The sequence below is a fragment of the Staphylococcus sp. GDY8P198P genome, assembly GCF_017891615.1.
Taxonomy (GTDB): Bacteria; Bacillota; Bacilli; order Staphylococcales; family Staphylococcaceae; genus Staphylococcus; species Staphylococcus cohnii.
In genome coordinates this window covers 174,255-196,177 of record NZ_JAESJQ010000012.1, presented here as the reverse complement: position 1 = coordinate 196,177, position 21,923 = coordinate 174,255, and the positions used below count along the sequence as shown (strand labels likewise).

The window sequence follows — 21,923 nt, the reverse complement described above, 5'->3', positions numbered from 1 at the left end:
AAAGTATATCTTTTTGATGGTGCTATAGAGATAATAGTGTTATTTTAAAAAAATAGATTTTTGCAATATATTCATTTGTATATTACAATATAAAGCTATTTATTTAGCATATAAAATATCAAAATAAATCATTTGTAAATAAAATTTGTTTTTACATAAACATAGGTATAAAATAGATTTGTTCAATAAAGATGGAGGTGCAGTTTTGGCCAAAAAGAAAGTGGTTTTTGAATGTATGGCATGTGGTTACCAGTCGCCTAAATGGATGGGGAAATGTCCTAACTGTGGTGGATGGAATCAAATGGAAGAAATAATAGAACAGAAAACGACAAGCCCAAAACATGGTGTACGTAGTCGCGAAAATACTGCCAAAGTACAGAAGTTAAATGATATTAAGCATGAGACAACACCACGTATTAAAACGAATTCAGCAGAATTTAATCGAGTGCTTGGTGGCGGGGTTGTAAATGGTTCGCTTGTATTAATTGGTGGCGATCCAGGTATCGGTAAATCAACACTATTGTTACAAATATGTGCTGCATTATCACAAGATAAAAATGTTTTATATATAACTGGTGAAGAATCATTAAACCAAACAAAATTAAGAGCGGATCGATTAGATGAAGACTCAAGTAATTTAAATGTATTTGCAGAAACAGATTTAGAAGTGATACATGAGACAGTTAAACAATTGAAGCCTGATTTGCTTGTTGTAGATTCTATACAGACCATTTTCCACCCTGAAATCAGCTCTGCGCCCGGTTCGGTATCTCAGGTGAGGGAGAGTACACAGAGCTTGATGAATATAGCTAAACAACTAAATATTGCCACTTTTATTGTTGGTCATGTAACGAAAGAAGGTCAGATTGCAGGGCCTCGTCTGTTAGAACATATGGTAGATACGGTACTTTATTTTGAAGGTGATGAGCATCATGCTTATCGTATTTTAAGAGCGGTGAAAAACCGTTTTGGCTCTACGAATGAAATGGGTATTTTTGAAATGAAGCAGAGTGGATTAAAAGGTGTTAAAAACCCTTCAGAAATGTTTTTAGAAGAGCGTTCTACGAATGTTCCAGGTTCAACAATCGTGTCTACGATGGAAGGTACAAGACCATTATTAATTGAAGTTCAAGCCTTAGTAACACCAACAACCTTTAATAACCCTAGACGTATGGCTACAGGAATAGATCACAATCGTTTAAGTTTGTTGATGGCTGTATTAGAGAAAAAAGAGAATTATTTACTGCAACAACAAGATGCTTATATTAAAGTAGCTGGTGGCGTAAGATTAACAGAACCTGCTGTCGATTTAGGAATCATTGTTGCTACAGCCTCAAGTTTTAAAGATTTAACTGTAGATGGATTAGATTGTTTTATTGGTGAGGTTGGTTTAACCGGAGAAGTGAGACGTGTTTCTCGCATTGAACAACGTGTACAAGAAGCGGAAAAACTAGGTTTTAAACGCATTATTATTCCTGAATCTAATATTGGGGGCTGGGGATTTCCTAGCAATATCAAAGTCATTGGTGTGACAAATGTGCACGAGGCATTAAAATATGCCTTAACAAAACATTAATCAACAACATATATTTAAATGATTACATGGCTCATGTAATCAAAATAGCTTTCATGCGAAAGGAGCGTTAGCATTTGAACATGATAAGACTCATTGTAATCTTGTGCTATATTATACTGGGTGCAAGTTTAGGCGTGTATCTTATTCCAGAAATTATTGCAGATGCTGGTTTGAGTCATTTCATGCTACTTACAAATAATTATTTCAATGGGCTATTAGGGATTATACTATTTTTTGTAATCTTTGGATGGTTTATTAAAAAGGTAACTTTAGCAATGAAAGATCTAGAACAAATGATTATGCGTCAAAGTGCGATAGAAATATTGTTTGCCACAATTGGACTCATTATAGGGTTGCTTATTTCCGTAATGATATCATTTATTTTCCAAATTATTGGCAACAATGTGTTAAATCATTTTGTACCAATCATTGTTACAATCATATTGGGATATTTAGGTTTTCTATTTGGTTTACGTAAGCGTGATGAAATGCTTTTGTTTTTGCCAGAAAACATGACGCGTTCTATGGCTATGAACACACGAAATGCGATGCCAAAAGTGATTGATACGAGTGCAATTATAGATGGACGTATTCTAGATGTTTTAGAATGTGGTTTTGTAGATGGAGAAATCCTAATTCCGCAAGGTGTGATTAATGAACTGCAAGTCATTGCAGATGCGAACGATAGTGTGAAGAGAGAAAAAGGGCAAAGAGGCTTAGATATGCTAAATGCATTACATGATGCACAACACCCTACACGTATCATACAACCTACAAAATCACACAGTGATATAGATGCAATGTTAATTAAACTAGCGCTCCATTATAGAGCTCAAATTATAACTACAGATTTTAATTTAAATAAAGTTTGTCATATACAGGGGATTCAAGTACTAAATGTCAATGATTTATCAGAAGCCATTAAGCCAACGGTTCACCAAGGTGATCGACTTAACTTATTGTTAACTAAGATGGGCAAAGAAGCCGGACAAGCAGTGGGTTACTTAGAGGATGGTACAATGGTTGTCGTAGATAATGCTAAAAAACATATTGGTGAGCACGTTGATTTAGAAGTCGTCAGTTTATTACAAACATCTTCTGGACGCATTATTTTTGCGAAAAAAATATATTGAAATTGAAGTGAAGGTTTCATTTGAAATGTAGCAACAACAGTTACAGTTTCACATGAAACCTTTTTTAGCGTAAAACACTAAATAGAGAAGATGTAAAAGAATTCTTATATAAACAGTTAAATTTAAGCGCGGTAATATCATAATCAGCTTTAAAGTGCTACAATAGATAGCGAAATTGTATTACTATATTTAGAATTATACTGTTGAATTTAAAAACAAAGAAATGTTTGATTTTAATATAGTAATGCTTTAAAAAATGATGAGCTATGATATTATAAGTAAGCGAACAAGCAATATACTTTAAATGCTGAAACATTATTTTTTAATATGAACTTCATTGGAGTCGTGTTGACATAAGCGTTGTGTATTTTATGGGTAAACACAGTTAAGATGAAAAAAATAAAATTAAATCGTAAAAATTTTAAACAGGAGTGAACATAATGAGTAATCGTGTAAGAGTTAGATATGCACCAAGTCCAACAGGCTATTTGCATATTGGTAATGCAAGAACTGCATTATTTAACTATTTATTTGCTAAACATTATGATGGAGATTTTGTAATACGTATAGAAGATACGGATAGCAAACGTAATTTAGAAGACGGAGAATCATCACAATTCGATAACCTAAAATGGTTAGGTATTGATTGGGACGAATCAGTAGATAAAGATAAAGGTTATGGTCCTTACCGTCAGTCAGAACGCGCTGAAATATATAATCCACTTATCCAACAATTATTAGATGAAGATAAAGCATATAAATGTTATATGACAGAAGAAGAGTTAGAAGCAGAACGTGAACAACAAATTGCGCGTGGTGAAATGCCACGTTATGGTGGGAAACATGCACATTTAACTGAAGAAGAGCGCCAACAATTTGAAGCCGAAGGACGTAAACCATCTATTCGTTTTCGTGTTCCAAAAGATACAACTTATAAATTCGATGATATGGTTAAAGGTGAAATTTCATTTGACTCAAACAATATGGGAGATTGGGTAATTGTCAAAAAAGACGGTATACCAACATATAACTTTGCCGTAGCTGTTGATGATCATTACATGGAAATTTCAGACGTTATACGTGGTGACGACCATATCTCTAATACACCAAAACAATTAATGATTTATGACACATTTGGTTGGGAACCACCAAGATTTGCGCATATGTCATTGATTGTAAATGAAGAACGCAAAAAATTAAGTAAACGTGATGGCCAAATACTTCAATTTATTGAACAGTATAGAGATTTAGGTTACTTACCTGAAGCATTATTTAACTTTATTACATTGTTAGGTTGGTCTCCTGAAGGTGAAGATGAAATCTATTCTAAAGAAGAGTTCATCAAAATCTTCGACGAAAAACGTTTATCTAAATCACCTGCATTTTTTGATAAACAAAAATTAGCTTGGATTAACAACCAATATATGAAGCAAAAAGATACTGAAACAGTATTTGAACTTGCTTTCCCACATTTAGTTAAAGCGGAATTATTACCTGAAAACCCTTCTGAAGAAGATAAAGCATGGGGTCGTAAACTTATTGCACTTTATCAGAAAGAAATGAGTTATGCTGGCGAAATTGTTCCGTTATCTGAAATTTTCTTCAGAGATGAACAAACATTAGGTGAAGATGAGCAAGAAGTTATTGATGGTGAACAAGTTCCTGAACTTATGAACCATTTATATGGCAAATTAGAAGCTTTAGAACCTTTTGAAGCTGCTGAAATTAAAAAGACAATTAAAGAAGTTCAAAAAGAAACAGGCATCAAAGGTAAACAATTGTTTATGCCGATACGTGTAGCTGTAACTGGACAAATGCATGGACCAGAGCTACCAAATACAATTGAAGTTTTAGGTAAAGACAAAGTGTTGAACCGCTTAAAAAAATACGTTTAATGCATAGTGTGAATAAAAAGGCTTAAAGGTATAACACTTGAAAAATTACAATTTACCAACTATTATAATATGTGAATTGGCTAAAGGATTAGTATGCAATGGTATGTGTCAAGAGAGTGTGCGGTCGCTGTGAGCACAACACAAACATTGTTGAATGCACCTTTAGTTTGAAGAATTAAATAATGTAAATGAGTCAATATAAGTTGTATTACTACGTGATTGAGGAATCAGCTTATTAAAAAAGAGTGGAACCGTGCAAAGCACCTCTAACAATATGATGTTGGAGGTGCTTTTTTAATAAGGAGGTCGCAACCTTGTTTGAAATTTTGAAAAGAATCAAAGATGATGTAAATATGGTGTTTGAGCAAGACCCAGCAGCACGTACGACATTAGAAGTGGTTACATCTTATGCCGGAGTACATGCAGTGTGGAGTCATTTAATTGCACATGCTTTATATAAAAAGAAAAAATATGTATTAGCAAGATTGATTTCTCAAATTACACGCTTCTTTACAGGGATAGAAATACATCCAGGCGCTCAAATTGGCAAGCGTTTATTTATTGATCACGGTATGGGCGTAGTGATAGGTGAAACATGTAGGATTGGTGATAATGTTACTATTTATCAAGGTGTTACTTTAGGTGGAACAGGTAAAGAAAAAGGAAAGCGTCATCCTGATATTGGAGACAATGTACTAATTGCAGCGGGAGCAAAAGTACTTGGTAATATTAAAATTAATTCAAATGTTAATATTGGCGCGAATTCCGTAGTGTTGAACTCGGTGCCTAGCTATTCTACAGTAGTCGGCATACCAGGACATATTGTAAAACAAGACGGAAGAAGAATCGGTAAAACATTTGACCATCGTAATTTACCTGACCCTATTTATGAGCAATTAAAACAATTAGAGAAACAACTTGAGAAAACAAGAAATGGAGAGATTCAAGATGATTACATTATATAATACACTTACACGTCAAAAAGAAACGTTTAAGTCAATAGAACCAGGTAAGGTTAAGATGTATGTTTGTGGACCAACTGTATATAATTACATTCATATTGGGAACGCAAGACCTGCAATTAACTATGATGTTGTTAGAAGATATCTTGAGTACCAAGGCTATGAAGTGATTTATGTTTCAAACTTTACGGACGTAGATGATAAATTAATAAAACGCTCCAAAGAATTAAATGAACCAGTAAATACAATAGCTAACCGCTATATCGATGCATTTTATGAAGATGTGGGCGCATTAAATGTCAAAAAAGCGACTTCAAATCCAAGAGTCATGAATCATATGGACGATATTATTAAGTTTATAGAAGAACTTATAGAAGAAGGATACGCTTATGAAAGTGGTGGCGATGTTTATTTCAGAACACGTAAATTTGAAGATTATGGTAAATTAAGCCATCAATCGTTGAATGATTTAAAAGTAGGTGCACGTATTGAGCAAGGGGAACAAAAAGAAGATGCACTCGATTTTACATTATGGAAACAGGCGAAACCAGATGAAATTAGTTGGGATAGTCCATTTGGCAAAGGTAGACCAGGCTGGCATATTGAATGTTCAGTGATGGCTTATCACGAGCTAGGGGCAACAATTGATATTCATGCGGGTGGTACAGACTTACAATTTCCACACCATGAAAATGAAATTGCTCAATCAGAAGCACATAACCATGCGCCATTCGCAAATTATTGGATGCATAATGGTTTCATCAACATAGATAATGAAAAAATGAGTAAGTCATTGGGCAATTTTGTCTTAGTGCATGACATTATTAAAGAAATCGATCCAGATGTCTTACGCTTTTTTATGATTAGTGTACATTATAGAAGCCCGATTAACTATAACATGGAGCTTGTTGGGGCAGCTAAAAGTGGATTAGAACGTATTCGTAATAGTTATCAATCCCTTGAAGAGCGAGAAGCAATTGCAACTAATATTGAAGCGCAAGACCAATATATTGATGAAATCAATCAAATATTAGATCAGTTTGAAACAGTTATGAATGATGATTTCAATACTGCTAATGCCATCACAGCTTGGTATGATTTATCAAAACTAGCGAATAAATATGTCTTGGAAAATACGACATCTACCAAAGTGATTGCACGTTTTAAAGAAGTTTATCAAATTTTCAGTGATGTTTTAGGTGTTCCTTTAAAAGCATCAAACAGTGATGAATTATTAGACGAAGATGTCGAAGCGCTCATTGAAGAACGAAATCATGCACGAAAAAATAAAGATTTTGCACGTGCAGACGAAATTCGTGACCAGTTAAAAGAACAAAATATTATTTTAGAAGATACGCCACAAGGTGTGAGATTCAAACGTGGGTAACATGAATAATAAGTTGTTAAATCCATTAACTTTAGCATATATGGGTGACGCCGTTTTAGATCAATTTGTAAGAGAATACATTATATTGAAGTTAAAAGCGAAACCCAATCGTCTACATCAAGAGGCTAAGCGTTATGTTTCTGCAAAAAGTCAGGCGCAATCACTTGAGTACTTATTTGAAAGTAACTGGTTTACAGATGAAGAATTAGATATCGTGCGTCGAGGCAGAAATGCTAAGAGTTATACTAAAGCCAAAAACACAGATATTCAAACCTATCGAAAAAGTTCAGGTTTAGAAGCAATCCTCGGATTTTTATATCTAGAAAAAAATCAAGAACGACTCACCTCGTTGCTTGAATGCATTGTAAAAAATGTAGATGAAAGGTAGTGAGACTTTGGAAGAGATTGTAATCGTAGGTCGTCATGCCGTAAAAGAAGCGATTGTTTCTGGGCATACAATTAATAAGGTTTTAATTCAGGATACAGTAAAAAAAGGACAAATCAATGATATTTTAAAAAAGGCAAATAGTAACAAAATCATTGTACAAGCAGTGCCAAAATCGAAATTAGATGGTATGTCTGATGCACCTCACCAAGGTGTCGCTGCATACATTGCACCATATGAATATGCAGATTTTGATGCGTTTTTAGCACAACAAAAAGATAACGAAAAACTATCTACTGTTCTAATTTTGGATGGCTTAGAAGATCCCCATAATTTAGGATCAATTTTAAGAACTGCGGACGCTTCAGGTGTGGATGGCATCATTATTCCTAAAAGGCGGTCGGTTGCACTCACACAGACAGTTGCAAAAGCATCTACAGGTGCGATTGAACATGTACCTGTCATGCGTGTTACAAACTTAGCGAATACTATTGAAACATTAAAAGATCATGGTTATTGGGTAGTTGGTGCTGAAGCGGAAAATTCAACAGATTATCGTGAAATGGATGCCGGTATGCCATTAGCAATCGTTATCGGAAGTGAAGGCCAAGGTATGAGCCGACTTACAAAAGATAAATGCGACTTTTATATAAATATTCCGATGGTAGGGCATGTAAATAGTTTGAATGCCTCTGTTGCGGCAAGTTTAATGATGTATGAAGTCTACCGTAAACGTAATCAGATTGGAGAAAAACCATGAAGGATCGTTTCTTGATTATTGACGGTTATAATATGATTGGCCAATCACAAGATTTAAGTCAAATAGCCCAAGAAAATTTGGAAGAAGCACGTGATCAGCTACTAACTGCGATTGCAAATTATAATGCAGTCATAGCTGATGAGGTTGTTTGTGTGTTTGACGCTTACGAACAATCGGGCATGTCGTCAGAATATATGTATCATGGTGTGAAGATTGTCTTTACTAAAGAAAAAGAAACAGCAGACAGTTTTATAGAAAAATATGTGTATGATTTATATGACAAACATACAAGACACATCACAGTGGTAACAAGTGATATGAGTGAACAACATGCCATATTTGGTGCGGGTGCTTATCGTATCTCTTCAAGAGAGATGTGGAGAGACTTGAGAGAAAATGAAGTTTCGGTTTCAAAAAAGCTTGAAGGGTTCAATGAGCAGAAGCCACGGACGCGTATAGAGCTGTCCAATGAAATTTTGGAAGAATTTGAAAAAATCAGAAGGGGTAACAATCATAAATAAGAAGATTGTCCCCTTGCTTTTTTTACAGAGTACTTTGTATGCTAACTTTAACCTAATGAAAGGATTTAAAGTATGCTACAAAGAACAAACCATCAAGAACCAACATCAGTCTCAAAAAGCAAATGGCAAGATATTCATTTCTTAATCGATTTACTAGAGAAATTACAGCCACATATATTGAAATGTTTGAATCATTTTTCAATACATCCAGATGACAAAGAAGATCTACAACAAGAAATACTTTTTAAATTATTCAAAGCGTTAAGACAATTTGATTTTTCTAAAGAAATCCCATTGGTACATTATGTAAATCGCACTATCAAAAATGCCAAAAATGATTATATAAGAAAAAAATCAGCAGATTTAAGACGGCAAAGATTGTTAGAAAACGAAATGTTAATTAGTGTCCAAATGTTAAGGCAAACCCGACAAACGGATGAAATTATTTTAAGAAACGAAAAACTGACGATGCTGCATCAAAGAATTGAAAAATTAACAGAGCTAGAACAAGGCATTATAAATTATATTTTAAAGGACTATAAACCATCTGAAATTGCCTGCATTTTAAATCTAAATGTTAAAATAGTTTACAATACGATACATAGATGTAAACTGAAATTGAAGCGTGCATTTAACCCAAAGCGTCCGAATTAAAATCAGTGATTGATAGGTATTAATTGATTTTTGGGTTAATAGAAAGCAATGGTGGAAGATTGACAATTGACAGAGATGTTATGTATAGTAGATTGGTATTATAATGAGTAAGGTGAAGTAAAATGAAAAAAGTGCCATTAAGCTGTGAAACGTGTGGAAATAGAAATTATAATGTTCCTAAGCAAAGTAACCTTACATCAAGATTGACATTGAAGAAGTATTGTCCAAGATGTAACGCACATACAGTTCATAAAGAAGCAAAATAATGTCGGTATATTAGATTAAGTAATTGAGTAAATATAACCTTCCAATTTAGTTGTGAGTATTGTATTTGCTTAATTTGTCGTATGTATAAGCAAATGAGAAAATCGAATTAATACGGAGGTATTGCTAATGGCTAAAAAAGAAAATTTCTTTCAAGGCGTAAAGTCAGAAATGGAAAAGACAAGTTGGCCAACGAAAGAAGAATTATTTAAATATACTGTAATCGTTGTGGCAACGGTAGTATTTTTCTTAGCCTTCTTCTATGTCTTAGATTTAGGTATTGGTAGAGTTATAGAGTTAATTAAATAGATAGGAGTGACGACATGTCTGAGGAAGTTGGCGCAAAGCGTTGGTATGCTGTGCATACTTATTCTGGTTATGAGAACAAAGTTAAAAAGAATTTAGAAAAACGTGTGGAATCTATGAATATGACTGAACTGATATTCAGAGTGGTTATACCTGAAGAGGAAGAAACACAAGTTAAAGATGGCAAAGCTAAAACATTAACTAAAAAAACATTTCCTGGCTATGTATTAGTTGAATTAATCATGACTGATGAATCATGGTATATTGTCAGAAATACACCAGGTGTTACAGGATTTGTTGGTTCAGCAGGTGCTGGATCAAAACCGAATCCATTATTACCTGAAGAAGCACGTTTCATCTTGAAACAAATGGGCATGAAAGAAAAAACAATTGATGTTGAATTAAATTTAGGTGAGCAAGTTAAAATCAAATCAGGTCCATTTGCTAATCAAGTTGGTGAAGTTCAAGAAATTGAAGCGGATAAATTTAAATTGACAGTTCTTGTAGACATGTTTGGTAGAGAAACACCTGTTGAAGTAGAATTCGATCAAATTGAAAAATTATAATCATATGATACAGGTTGGATGGTCTATGTGTCATAGACCATTGAAACTGAATGAATGATTTAGTTTGAGGATTATTTGAGTGAATGCAAGTGCACAGGCACTTGCATAAGCAAGAAGTGTTACTTTATATGCATTAAACTCCCTAATCACTAAAGTGATTTAAATTAAAGAGTACCTGAGCTAAAGCCCATGCATTAAGAACCCCTAATCACTAAAGTGATAAGGGGTTCTATAAAAAAAGTTACACTTTACTCTTGCTTTATGATTTAAATAGATGTTATAATACTGTGGTCGCGCTCATAGAGCGTTCATTTCGTCACGAAATGTAGAAGAGTGGGAGGACAAAACTGAGTCCTGTGACCACATCACGATATCAAGGAGGTGCACATCGTGGCTAAAAAAGTAGAAAAAGTTGTTAAATTACAAATTCCTGCAGGTAAAGCAAACCCAGCACCACCAGTTGGTCCAGCATTAGGTCAAGCAGGTGTGAATATTATGGGATTCTGTAAGGAATTCAACGCACGTACACAAGAAGATGCAGGTTTAATTATTCCGGTAGAAATCAGTGTTTATGAAGATCGTTCATTTACATTCATTACAAAAACTCCACCGGCTCCAGTATTACTTAAAAAAGCAGCTGGCGTTGAAAAAGGTTCTGGCGAACCTAATAAAAACAAAGTTGCTACAGTAACTAAAGATCAAGTACGTGAAATTGCAAACCAAAAAATGCAAGATTTAAACGCTGCAGACGAAGAAGCAGCTATGCGTATTATCGAAGGTACTGCACGTAGTATGGGTATTACTGTTCAATAAAATTAAAATTAACTGAAAACATAGATTGACGATAAAGCAGATGACAGAAATGACAAACAGGATCAAAGCGTTCAATATTGTCGTAATAAGAGGGAAATTGTCATTTATTTAGGAAGTGTTTCCTGAGATGCAATACGATTAAAACCTCTCTGTTATCTGCTCTTAACTTGCAAAAGCGAGTAAATGTGGGAGGAAATTCCGCTAAAACCACTAAAGGAGGACATGAAATGGCTAAGAAAAGTAAAAGATTTCAAGAAGTAGCTAATAAAATTGATCGCCAAAAACACTATAGTGTTGAAGAAGCAGTTGAATTAGCTAAAGAAACAAGTATCGCTAACTTTGACGCATCAGTTGAAGTAGCATTCCGTTTAGGAATTGATACACGTAAAAATGATCAACAAATCCGTGGTGCAGTTGTACTTCCAAATGGTACAGGTAAATCACAACGTGTTTTGGTATTCGCAAAAGGAGACAAAGCAGCTGAAGCAGAAGCAGCAGGTGCTGATTTCGTTGGTGAAAGTGAATATGTTCAACAAATCCAACAAGGTTGGTTTGACTTTGACGTAGTAGTAGCTACACCTGACATGATGGGCGAAGTTGGTAAACTTGGTCGTGTATTAGGACCTAAAGGTTTAATGCCAAACCCTAAAACTGGTACTGTAACAATGGATGTTACAAAAGCAGTTGAAGAAATCAAAGCAGGTAAAGTAGAATATCGTGCTGAAAAAGCTGGTATTGTACATGCTTCAATTGGTAAAGTATCATTCGATACTGACAAACTTGTTGAAAACTTCAAAGCTTTACAAGATGTGTTAACTAAAGCGAAACCATCTTCAGCTAAAGGTACTTACTTCAAATCTGTTGCTGTTACAACAACAATGGGCCCTGGAGTAAAAGTTGATACTTCTAGCTTCAAACTTTAATCTTAAATATAAATGATGATAAGACTGGATGGATTGATTCAGTCTTATCTTTAAAAATATATTGACATACTGCATTTAACCAGTTATATTGGTTAATGTATTATTTTACCTAAGACAGTAGGAGTTAGTGATAACTTAAAAATAATCCTACCGAGGCTAAAATTGACTTGAACGTGAAGATTTTTAGATCTTTCAAGCACTTTTTGCCGCGGGTAGAAAGTGCTTTTTTTATTGAGATAAAGTTGTTAATTCATGTAATTAGCAGTTGTAATCAAGATTAAAAGCACCAAATAAAAAACTATGGAGGTGTCTAAATGTCTGCTATCATCGAAGCTAAAAAACAACAAGTTGATGTAATTGCTGAATCATTGAAAAATTCAGTATCTACTGTAATCGTTGACTATCGTGGTCTAACTGTTTCAGAAGTAACTGAATTACGTTCACAATTACGTGAAGCTGGCGTTGAATTCAAAGTATTAAAAAATACAATGGTTCGTCGTGCTGCTGATCAAGTTGGTTTAGAAGGTTTAAATGAACATTTAGTAGGTCCTACTGCAGTTGCTACTTCAACAGAAGATGTTGTTGCTCCAGCAAAAGTATTAGCAGGATTTGCTAAAGAACATAAAGCTTTAGAAATTAAAGTAGGTGTTATGGAAGGCAGTGTTATCTCTGCTGAAGAAGTTAACACAGTTGGTACATTACCATCACACGACGGTCTTGTTTCTATGCTTTTATCAGTATTACAAGCTCCAGTACGCAATTTCGCTTATGCAGTTAAAGCTGTTGGAGAAGATAAAGAACAAAACGAAGAAAGCGCTGAATAATTGCGCATAATAAACTAATAAAAATTAATGGAGGAATATTAAAATGGCTAATCAAGAACAAATCATTGAAGCAATTAAAGAAATGTCAGTTTTAGAATTAAACGACTTAGTAAAAGCAATTGAAGAAGAATTTGGTGTAACTGCAGCAGCTCCAGTAGCAGCAGCAGGTGCAGCAGGTGGCGGAGACGCTGCTGAAGAAAAAACAGAATTTGATGTTGAATTAACATCAGCTGGATCATCTAAAATCAAAGTCGTTAAAGCTGTTAAAGAAGCTACTGGCTTAGGATTAAAAGATGCTAAAGAATTAGTTGACGGAGCTCCTAAAGTAATCAAAGAAGCTTTACCAACTGAAGAAGCTGAAAAACTTAAAGAAGCATTAGAAGAAGTTGGCGCTACAGTAGAATTAAAATAATTCTAGCTGGCTAACAGTTCATAATTATATATTGAAGGTTGTCCAAGCAGCTTAACACATTAGCTATTTCGATACGCTAATCTTAAATGTAATATGGATTGCCTGAAATCTTTGAGAAATGAAAACCCCGTTATCGATATAACGGGGTTTTATCTTATTTGACCTATCCTGAACGAATTATTTGTTACTACAAAATTTCGTTGAGGGTATAGTATTAATCTAAGGCGAATTAGATTAAAAGAGGTGTAGTCATGAGTCATTACTATGATGAAAATCCTGAAGTAGAAAGCGATGAACTTCCCTTTACGTATTCCTACAAAAGCTATGATTTAAAATTAGTTACTGATTCAGGTGTGTTTTCTAAAGGGAAAATAGACTTTGGTTCAGATTTATTAATCAATACATTTTTAAACGAAAATCCCCCGGGTCCTACTAAAAAAATTATAGATGTTGGTTGTGGTTATGGTCCGATTGGTTTGATGATTGCAAAAGTGTCTCCACACCATGAAATTACAATGGTTGATGTAAATCAGCGTGCGCTTTCTTTATCGATTAAAAATCAAAAGAAAAACCATCTAGAGAACGTCGACATCAAGGAAAGTGACGGGTTATCACAAGTAGAGAATGATGCTTTTGATTTTGTGCTAACTAATCCACCGATTAGAGCAGGAAAAAAGGTAGTTCACAGCATCTTAGCTGATGCGTATCATAAATTAAAAGTGAATGGCTCACTTTATGTTGTGATTCAAAAAAAACAAGGTATGCCATCCGCGAAGAAAAAAATGGAAGAAACATTTGGTAACGTAGAAGTATTAGAAAAGCGCAAAGGCTATTATATATTAAGAAGTGTTAAAGGTTGATTAAAAACCGCTGTTCTGATATAGTAATAGAATGTAAAAAATTATGTTCAATAAGTGTGTACTTTTACGTATAAATTAACAAAGTATATAAGGTGAAATAGAAAATGGTGTCATGAGTTATGCTACCGTTTTCTTTTTGTCTAATTATATTTGCTGATTTAGTAAAAGTAAACACGCAATTTTTGAGGGGTGAATCTGTTTGGCAGGTCAATTTGTCCAATATGGAAGACATCGTAAACGTAGAAACTATGCGAGAATTTCAGAGGTATTAGAATTACCGAATTTAATTGAGATTCAAACTAAGTCTTACGAGTGGTTCTTAGAAGAAGGTTTATATGAAATGTTTAGAGACATTTCACCGATTGAAGATTTCACAGGTAATCTGTCTTTAGAGTTTGTTGATTACAGACTTGGAGAATCAAAATATGATTTAGAAGAATCGAAAAACCGTGATACGACGTATTCTGCACCTCTACGTGTAAAAGTACGTCTAATCATTAAAGAAACAGGCGAAGTGAAAGAGCAAGAAGTGTTTATGGGTGATTTCCCATTAATGACAGATACAGGTACATTTGTGATTAATGGTGCTGAACGTGTTATCGTATCACAATTAGTTCGTTCACCATCCGTTTACTTTAATGAAAAATTAGATAAAAATGGTCGCACAAACTATGATGCAACAATTATCCCTAACCGTGGTGCATGGTTAGAGTATGAAACTGATGCTAAAGATGTAGTTTATGTACGTATTGATAGAACAAGAAAATTACCACTAACAGTATTATTAAGAGCTTTAGGCTTCTCAACAGATCAAGAAATTATTGATCTTTTAGGAGATAATGAGTACTTACGTAATACGTTAGAAAAAGATGGTACAGAAAATACTGATCAAGCATTATTAGAAATTTATGAGCGTTTACGCCCAGGTGAACCTCCTACAGTAGAAAATGCGAAAAGCTTATTATACTCTCGTTTCTTTGATCCGAAACGTTATGACTTAGCGAGTGTGGGTCGTTATAAAGCGAATAAAAAACTTCATTTAAAACACCGTTTATTCAATCAAAAATTAGCAGAACCAATTGTTAATGCTGAAACAGGTGAAATTGTAGCTGAAGAAGGTACTGTCTTAGATCGTCGTAATTTAGATGAAATCATGGATGTATTAGAATCTAATGCTAACAGTGAAGTTTTTGAACTTGAAGGTACTGTGATTGATGAACCAGTAGAAATTCAATCTATTAAAGTATATGTTCCTAATGATGAAGAAGGACGCACAACGACAGTTATTGGTAATGCGTTCCCTGATTCAGAAGTGAAATGTATTACACCAGCTGACATCATCGCATCAATGTCATATTTCTTTAATTTACTAAGTGGTATTGGATTCACAGATGATATTGACCATTTAGGTAATCGTCGTCTACGTTCAGTAGGGGAGTTACTACAAAACCAATTCCGTATTGGTTTATCAAGAATGGAACGTGTGGTACGTGAAAGAATGTCTATCCAAGATACAGATTCTATTACACCACAACAATTAATCAATATTCGTCCAGTCATTGCGTCAATTAAAGAATTCTTTGGTAGTTCTCAATTGTCACAATTCATGGACCAAGCCAATCCATTAGCAGAATTGACACATAAACGTCGTCTATCAGCATTAGGACCTGGTGGTTTAACACGTGAACGTGCTCAAATGGAAGTGCGTGACGTTCACTACTCTCACTATGGTCGTATGTGTCCAATCGAAACACCAGAGGGACCAAACATTGGTTTGATTAACTCATTATCAAGTTATGCACGTGTAAATGAATTTGGTTTCATTGAAACGCCATATCGTAAAGTAGATCTTGAAACAAATAGTATCACAGAACAAATTGATTATTTAACAGCTGATGAAGAAGATAGCTATGTTGTAGCACAAGCAAATTCTAAGTTAGATGAAAATGGTCGCTTCTTAGATGATGAAGTTGTTTGTCGTTTCCGTGGTAATAACACAGTTATGGCAAAAGAAAAAATGGACTACATGGATGTATCTCCTAAACAGGTTGTTTCTGCAGCAACAGCATGTATTCCATTCTTAGAAAACGATGACTCTAACCGTGCATTAATGGGTGCGAACATGCAACGTCAAGCAGTTCCATTGATGAATCCAGAATCACCTTTCGTAGGTACTGGTATGGAACACGTAGCAGCTCGTGACTCTGGTGCAGCAATTGTTGCTAAACACAAAGGCCGTGTTGAACACGTTGAATCTAATGAAATCCTTGTACGTCAACTTATCGAAGAAGATGGACAAGAATACGAAGGCGAAATTGATCGCTATCCATTAGCTAAATTCAAACGTTCAAACACAGGTACTTGTTATAACCAAAGACCAATCGTTGCTACAGGTGATGTCGTAACGAAAGGTGAAATTTTAGCCGATGGTCCTTCAATGGAACTTGGTGAAATGGCGTTAGGTAGAAACGTAGTTGTCGGTTTCATGACATGGGACGGTTACAACTATGAAGATGCTGTAATTATGAGTGAACGCCTAGTGAAAGATGACGTATATACTTCTATTCATATTGAGGAATATGAATCAGAAGCACGTGATACAAAACTAGGACCTGAAGAAATTACACGTGATATTCCTAACGTTTCAGATAGTGCGCTTAAAAACTTAGATGACCGTGGTATTGTATACGTAGGTGCTGAAGTTAATGATGGAGACATTTTAGTAGGTAAAGTAACGCCTAAAGGTGTAACAGAATTAACAGCAGAAGAACGCTTATTACATGCAATATTCGGTGAAAAAGCACGTGAAGTACGTGATACATCATTACGTGTTCCTCATGGTGCAGGCGGTATTGTTCTAGACGTTAAAGTCTTCAACCGTGAAGAAGGAGATGACACATTATCTCCAGGTGTAAACCAATTAGTACGTGTTTATATCGTTCAAAAACGTAAAATACATGTTGGTGACAAAATGTGTGGTCGTCACGGTAACAAAGGTGTTATTTCTAAGTTAGTTCCTGAAGAAGATATGCCTTATTTACCAGACGGTACACCAATTGACATCATGTTGAACCCATTAGGTGTTCCATCACGTATGAATATCGGACAAGTATTAGAGTTACATTTAGGTATGGCTGCTAAAAACTTAGGTATTCATGTTGCATCACCAGTATTTGATGGTGCGAGTGATGAAGATGTATGGTCAACGATTGAAGAAGCAGGTATGGCACGTGATGGTAAGACAGTATTATATGATGGACGTACGGGTGAACCATTCGATAACAGAATCTCAGTCGGCGTTATGTATATGCTGAAACTTGCACACATGGTTGACGATAAATTACATGCGCGTTCAACTGGACCATACTCACTTGTTACGCAACAACCACTAGGTGGTAAAGCACAATTTGGTGGACAACGTTTCGGTGAGATGGAGGTATGGGCACTTGAAGCTTATGGTGCTGCCTACACACTTCAAGAGATCTTAACTTATAAATCTGATGACACAGTAGGTCGTGTTAAAACATACGAATCTATTGTCAAAGGTGAAAATATTACTAAACCTGGCGTTCCTGAATCATTCAGAGTATTGATGAAAGAACTTCAAAGTTTAGGATTAGATGTTAAGATTATGGATGAGCATGACAATGAAATTGACATGCAAGATAACGAAGATGAAGATGCAGTAGAACGTAAAGTGGACCTTCAACAAAAAGAAGCGCCACAATCACAAAAAGAAATTACTGACTAATACAGATCGCATTTAAGTTTATAAAGAGATATACCATATTGAGGTGAAGTCGTCGTACTTGCCTCATTATGGGTTTATCTAATATTGATAAAGAGCAATCAATCAATTTGCACAGCTAATCTAAATTGAAGGAGGTAGGCTCCTTGATTGATGTAAATAATTTCCATTATATGAAAATAGGACTTGCTTCACCTGAAAAAATCCGTTCATGGTCTTTTGGTGAGGTTAAAAAGCCAGAAACAATTAACTATCGTACTTTAAAACCAGAAAAAGATGGTCTATTCTGTGAGAGAATTTTCGGACCTACAAAAGACTGGGAATGTAGTTGTGGTAAATACAAACGTGTACGCTATAAAGGTATGGTTTGTGATAGATGTGGAGTAGAAGTAACTAAATCTAAAGTGCGCCGTGAAAGAATGGGACACATTGAATTAGCTGCGCCAGTTTCACATATTTGGTACTTCAAAGGTATTCCAAGCCGCATGGGACTATTATTAGACATGTCACCAAGAGCATTAGAAGAAGTGATTTACTTTGCTTCTTATGTTGTTGTAAATCCAGGACCAACTGGTTTAGAGAAAAAGACATTACTATCTGAAGCAGAATTCAGAGAGTACTATGATAAATTCCCTGGTCAATTTACAGCTAAAATGGGTGCTGAAGGTATCAAAGAATTATTAGATGAAATTGATTTGGATACAGAATTAAAAGAATTACGTGATGAGTTAGAGTCTGCAACAGGACAAAGACTTACACGTGCGATTAAACGTTTAGAAGTTGTTGAATCATTCAGACATTCTGGTAACAATCCAGCTTGGATGGTATTAGACGTACTTCCAATTATTCCACCAGAAATCAGACCAATGGTTCAATTAGACGGTGGACGTTTTGCAACAAGTGATTTAAACGACTTATATCGTCGTGTTATCAACCGTAACAACCGTTTAAAACGTTTATTAGATTTAGGTGCGCCTGGCATCATCGTACAAAACGAAAAACGTATGTTACAAGAAGCAGTTGATGCACTCATCGATAATGGTCGTCGTGGTCGTCCAGTAACTGGACCAGGTAACCGCCCATTAAAATCACTTTCACATATGCTTAAAGGTAAACAAGGTCGTTTCCGTCAAAACTTATTAGGTAAACGTGTTGACTATTCAGGTCGTTCAGTTATCGCTGTTGGACCTAGCTTGAAGATGTATCAATGTGGCTTACCTAAAGAAATGGCTTTAGAACTATTTAAACCATTCATCATGAAAGAATTAGTTCAACGTGAAATTGCGACAAACATTAAAAATGCTAAAAGCAAGATTGAACGTATGGATGATGAAGTATGGGATGTATTAGAAGACGTAATTAAAGAACATCCAGTTCTTTTAAACCGTGCACCAACGCTGCATAGATTAGGTATTCAAGCATTTGAACCTACACTTGTAGAAGGCCGTGCCATTCGTCTACACCCACTTGCTACAACAGCTTATAACGCTGACTTTGATGGTGACCAAATGGCTGTTCACGTTCCATTATCTAAAGAAGCACAAGCAGAAGCACGCATGCTTATGCTTGCAGCACAAAACATCTTAAATCCTAAAGATGGTAAACCTGTTGTTACACCATCACAAGATATGGTATTAGGTAACTATTACCTTACTTTAGAACGTAAAGATGCTGTAAATACTGGTACAATTTATAATGATACAAACGAAGTGTTAAAAGCATACGCAAATGGTTATGTACATTTACACACACGTATAGGTGTGCATGCAAGTTCATTCAATAACCCAACATTTACAGAAGCGCAAAATCAAAAAATCTTAACAACATCTGTTGGTAAAGTTATCTTTAATGAAATCATTCCTGATTCATTTGCATACATTAACGAACCAACAAAATATAACCTTGAAAACAGTACGCCAGACAAATACTTTGTTTCTGCTACTGAATTAGGTGAGGGTGGATTAAAAGCATATTTTGATGAGCAACCACTTAGCGAACCATTCAACAAGAATTTCTTAGGAAATATCATTGCAGAAGTCTTCAATCGATTCAGCATCACAGATACATCTATGATGTTAGATAGAATGAAAGACTTAGGCTTCAAATTCTCTTCTAAAGCTGGTATCACTGTTGGTGTATCTGACATTGTGGTTTTACCAGATAAACAACAAATTTTAGATGAACATGAAAAACTAGTTGATAAAGTACAAAAACAATTCAACCGTGGTTTAATTACAGAATTTGAACGTTACAATGCAGTTGTTGAAATTTGGACTGATGCTAAAGACCAAATTCAAAACGAATTAATGGGTTCACTTGAAAAAACAAACCCAATCTTTATGATGAGTGACTCTGGTGCCCGTGGTAACGCATCTAACTTTACACAGTTAGCTGGTATGCGTGGGCTTATGGCTGCACCATCAGGTAAGATCATTGAATTACCAATCACTTCATCATTCCGTGAAGGTTTAACAGTGTTAGAATACTTTATCTCTACACATGGTGCGCGTAAAGGTCTTGCCGATACAGCACTTAAAACAGCGGACTCTGGTTATCTTACTCGTCGTCTGGTTGATGTGGCACAAGATGTTATCGTTCGTGAAGAAGACTGTGGTACTGACCGTGGTTTACTAGTATCTGATATTAAAGAAGGTACTGAAATGATCGAACCATTTAGCGAACGTATTGAAGGTCGTTATTCTAAAGAAACGATTCGTCATCCAGAAACAGATGAAGTTATCGTTCGTCCAGATGAGTTAGTAACAGCAGAAATTGCTAAGAAAATCACAGACGCTGGTATAGAAGAAATGTATATCCGTTCAGCATTTACATGTAACACACGTCATGGTGTATGTGAAAAATGTTATGGTAAAAACCTTGCTACTGGTGAAAAAGTTGAAGTTGGTGAAGCAGTTGGTACAATTGCTGCCCAATCAATCGGTGAACCAGGTACACAGCTTACAATGCGTACATTCCACACAGGTGGTGTAGCAGGTAGTGATATCACGCAAGGTCTTCCTCGTATCCAAGAGATTTTCGAGGCGCGTAACCCTAAAGGTCAAGCAGTCGTTACCGAAATTGAAGGTGTCGTAGATGACATTAGTGTTGCCAAAGACCGTCAACAAGAAATCGTCATCAAAGGTGCGAATGAAACGAAATCTTACTTGGCTTCAGGTACTTCAAGATTAAAAGTTGAAGTTGGCCAAAGTGTTCAACGTGGTGAAGCACTTACAGAAGGTTCTATTGAACCTAAGAACTTCTTATCTATATCTGGTTTAAATGCTACAGAAAGCTATTTATTAAAAGAAGTTCAAAAAGTTTACCGTATGCAAGGTGTTGAAATTGATGATAAACACGTTGAAGTTATGGTAAGACAAATGTTACGTAAAGTACGTATCATTGAAGCTGGAGATACGAAATTACTTCCAGGTGCACTTGTAGATATTCATAACTTTACAGATGCTAACCGTGAAGCGTTCAAAGAACGTAAACGTCCAGCAACATCTAAACCTGTATTACTAGGTATAACAAAAGCTTCTCTTGAAACAGAAAGCTTCTTATCAGCAGCATCATTCCAAGAAACAACACGTGTTCTTACAGATGCAGCTATCAAAGGTAAACGCGATAACTTACTTGGACTTAAAGAGAATGTTATTATCGGTAAGCTTATCCCAGCTGGTACAGGTATGAGACGTTACAGTGATGTACAGTATGATAAAGCGACACCTGAAGAAGTCGTTGAAGAGATTCAACCAACTGAAATCTAGTATAGCTTTTGAAATGTAAAATGGTTTATCATTCATTTGAAGTTGTATAAACATAGAGACATGTGTTGAGGTTGTAAGGCCCCATCACATGTCATATGTTTTAAGCGACTGACCATTTGATCTCGGGCGAAATAAAAGATTTGATGGTAACATTTAATCTTTATTTC

At 35.3% G+C, this 21,923-nt stretch carries 19 protein-coding genes and 1 other annotated feature; all 19 genes read left to right on the top strand.

Annotated features, from left to right (window positions below; genetic code table 11):
* The first annotated feature begins 205 nt into the window (after window positions 1-205).
* Window positions 206-1,576, top strand: a complete 1,371-nt coding sequence (gene radA / locus KA824_RS10220; protein ID WP_107385920.1) for a DNA repair protein RadA — start codon at window positions 206-208, stop codon at window positions 1,574-1,576.
* Between the two features lie 74 nt (window positions 1,577-1,650).
* Window positions 1,651-2,709, top strand: a complete 1,059-nt coding sequence (locus tag KA824_RS10215; RefSeq protein ID WP_181187643.1) for a PIN/TRAM domain-containing protein — start codon at window positions 1,651-1,653, stop codon at window positions 2,707-2,709.
* 440 nt (window positions 2,710-3,149) lie between these two features.
* The gene (gene gltX, locus KA824_RS10210) at window positions 3,150-4,604 is read left to right on the top strand and encodes a glutamate--tRNA ligase (protein WP_107384255.1); all 1,455 of its coding nucleotides are present in this window, start codon (window positions 3,150-3,152) and stop codon (window positions 4,602-4,604) included.
* Window positions 4,605-4,927: 323 nt separating this feature from the next.
* The gene (gene cysE / locus KA824_RS10205) at window positions 4,928-5,569 is read left to right on the top strand and encodes a serine O-acetyltransferase (protein WP_037539884.1); all 642 of its coding nucleotides are present in this window, start codon (window positions 4,928-4,930) and stop codon (window positions 5,567-5,569) included.
* Window positions 5,553-6,953, top strand: coding sequence for a cysteine--tRNA ligase (gene cysS, locus KA824_RS10200; protein ID WP_107385922.1), 1,401 nt, complete (start codon window positions 5,553-5,555; stop codon window positions 6,951-6,953). The genes cysE and cysS overlap by 17 nt, the downstream gene beginning before the upstream one ends.
* Window position 6,954: 1 nt before the next feature.
* Window positions 6,955-7,341, top strand: a complete 387-nt coding sequence (locus KA824_RS10195; RefSeq protein ID WP_107385934.1) for a Mini-ribonuclease 3 — start codon at window positions 6,955-6,957, stop codon at window positions 7,339-7,341.
* Between the two features lie 7 nt (window positions 7,342-7,348).
* Window positions 7,349-8,098, top strand: coding sequence for a 23S rRNA (guanosine(2251)-2'-O)-methyltransferase RlmB (rlmB, locus tag KA824_RS10190; protein WP_210133265.1), 750 nt, complete (start codon window positions 7,349-7,351; stop codon window positions 8,096-8,098).
* A complete protein-coding gene (locus KA824_RS10185; protein ID WP_019468577.1) occupies window positions 8,095-8,619 on the top strand; it encodes an NYN domain-containing protein in 525 nt (174 codons plus the stop codon). Before rlmB ends, KA824_RS10185 begins: the two co-directional genes overlap by 4 nt.
* A gap of 72 nt (window positions 8,620-8,691) precedes the next feature.
* Window positions 8,692-9,273 (top strand): sigma-70 family RNA polymerase sigma factor, encoded by a 582-nt coding sequence (locus KA824_RS10180; protein WP_107385923.1) that lies wholly within the window; start codon window positions 8,692-8,694, stop codon window positions 9,271-9,273.
* 122 nt (window positions 9,274-9,395) lie between these two features.
* Window positions 9,396-9,539, top strand: a complete 144-nt coding sequence (gene rpmG, locus KA824_RS10175) for a 50S ribosomal protein L33 (RefSeq protein ID WP_071560108.1) — start codon at window positions 9,396-9,398, stop codon at window positions 9,537-9,539.
* A 127-nt stretch (window positions 9,540-9,666) separates the two neighbouring features.
* Entirely contained in the window at window positions 9,667-9,846 is a 180-nt protein-coding gene (gene secE / locus KA824_RS10170) for a preprotein translocase subunit SecE (protein ID WP_019468575.1), read from the top strand.
* A gap of 14 nt (window positions 9,847-9,860) precedes the next feature.
* Complete coding sequence (nusG, locus tag KA824_RS10165; protein WP_107385924.1) at window positions 9,861-10,409, top strand: transcription termination/antitermination protein NusG; 549 nt, start codon at window positions 9,861-9,863, stop codon at window positions 10,407-10,409.
* Window positions 10,410-10,799: 390 nt separating this feature from the next.
* Window positions 10,800-11,222 (top strand): 50S ribosomal protein L11, encoded by a 423-nt coding sequence (gene rplK, locus KA824_RS10160; RefSeq protein ID WP_019468573.1) that lies wholly within the window; start codon window positions 10,800-10,802, stop codon window positions 11,220-11,222.
* 227 nt (window positions 11,223-11,449) lie between these two features.
* Window positions 11,450-12,145: a 50S ribosomal protein L1 gene (rplA, locus tag KA824_RS10155; protein WP_019468572.1), complete on the top strand. Its 696-nt coding sequence runs from the start codon at window positions 11,450-11,452 to the stop codon at window positions 12,143-12,145.
* Window positions 12,146-12,235: 90 nt separating this feature from the next.
* Window positions 12,236-12,383 (top strand) — a sequence feature (ribosomal protein L10 leader region).
* A gap of 76 nt (window positions 12,384-12,459) precedes the next feature.
* Complete coding sequence (gene rplJ / locus KA824_RS10150) at window positions 12,460-12,969, top strand: 50S ribosomal protein L10 (protein ID WP_019468571.1); 510 nt, start codon at window positions 12,460-12,462, stop codon at window positions 12,967-12,969.
* Window positions 12,970-13,012: 43 nt separating this feature from the next.
* A complete protein-coding gene (gene rplL, locus KA824_RS10145) occupies window positions 13,013-13,381 on the top strand; it encodes a 50S ribosomal protein L7/L12 (RefSeq protein ID WP_046207683.1) in 369 nt (122 codons plus the stop codon).
* A 251-nt stretch (window positions 13,382-13,632) separates the two neighbouring features.
* Window positions 13,633-14,241, top strand: a complete 609-nt coding sequence (locus KA824_RS10140; RefSeq protein ID WP_107385925.1) for a class I SAM-dependent methyltransferase — start codon at window positions 13,633-13,635, stop codon at window positions 14,239-14,241.
* A gap of 199 nt (window positions 14,242-14,440) precedes the next feature.
* Window positions 14,441-17,992, top strand: a complete 3,552-nt coding sequence (gene rpoB / locus KA824_RS10135) for a DNA-directed RNA polymerase subunit beta (protein ID WP_119517576.1) — start codon at window positions 14,441-14,443, stop codon at window positions 17,990-17,992.
* 170 nt (window positions 17,993-18,162) lie between these two features.
* On the top strand, window positions 18,163-21,756 hold the full coding sequence (rpoC, locus tag KA824_RS10130; protein WP_181187689.1) for a DNA-directed RNA polymerase subunit beta': 3,594 nt from the start codon (window positions 18,163-18,165) through the stop codon (window positions 21,754-21,756).
* Window positions 21,757-21,923 lie beyond the last annotated feature (167 nt).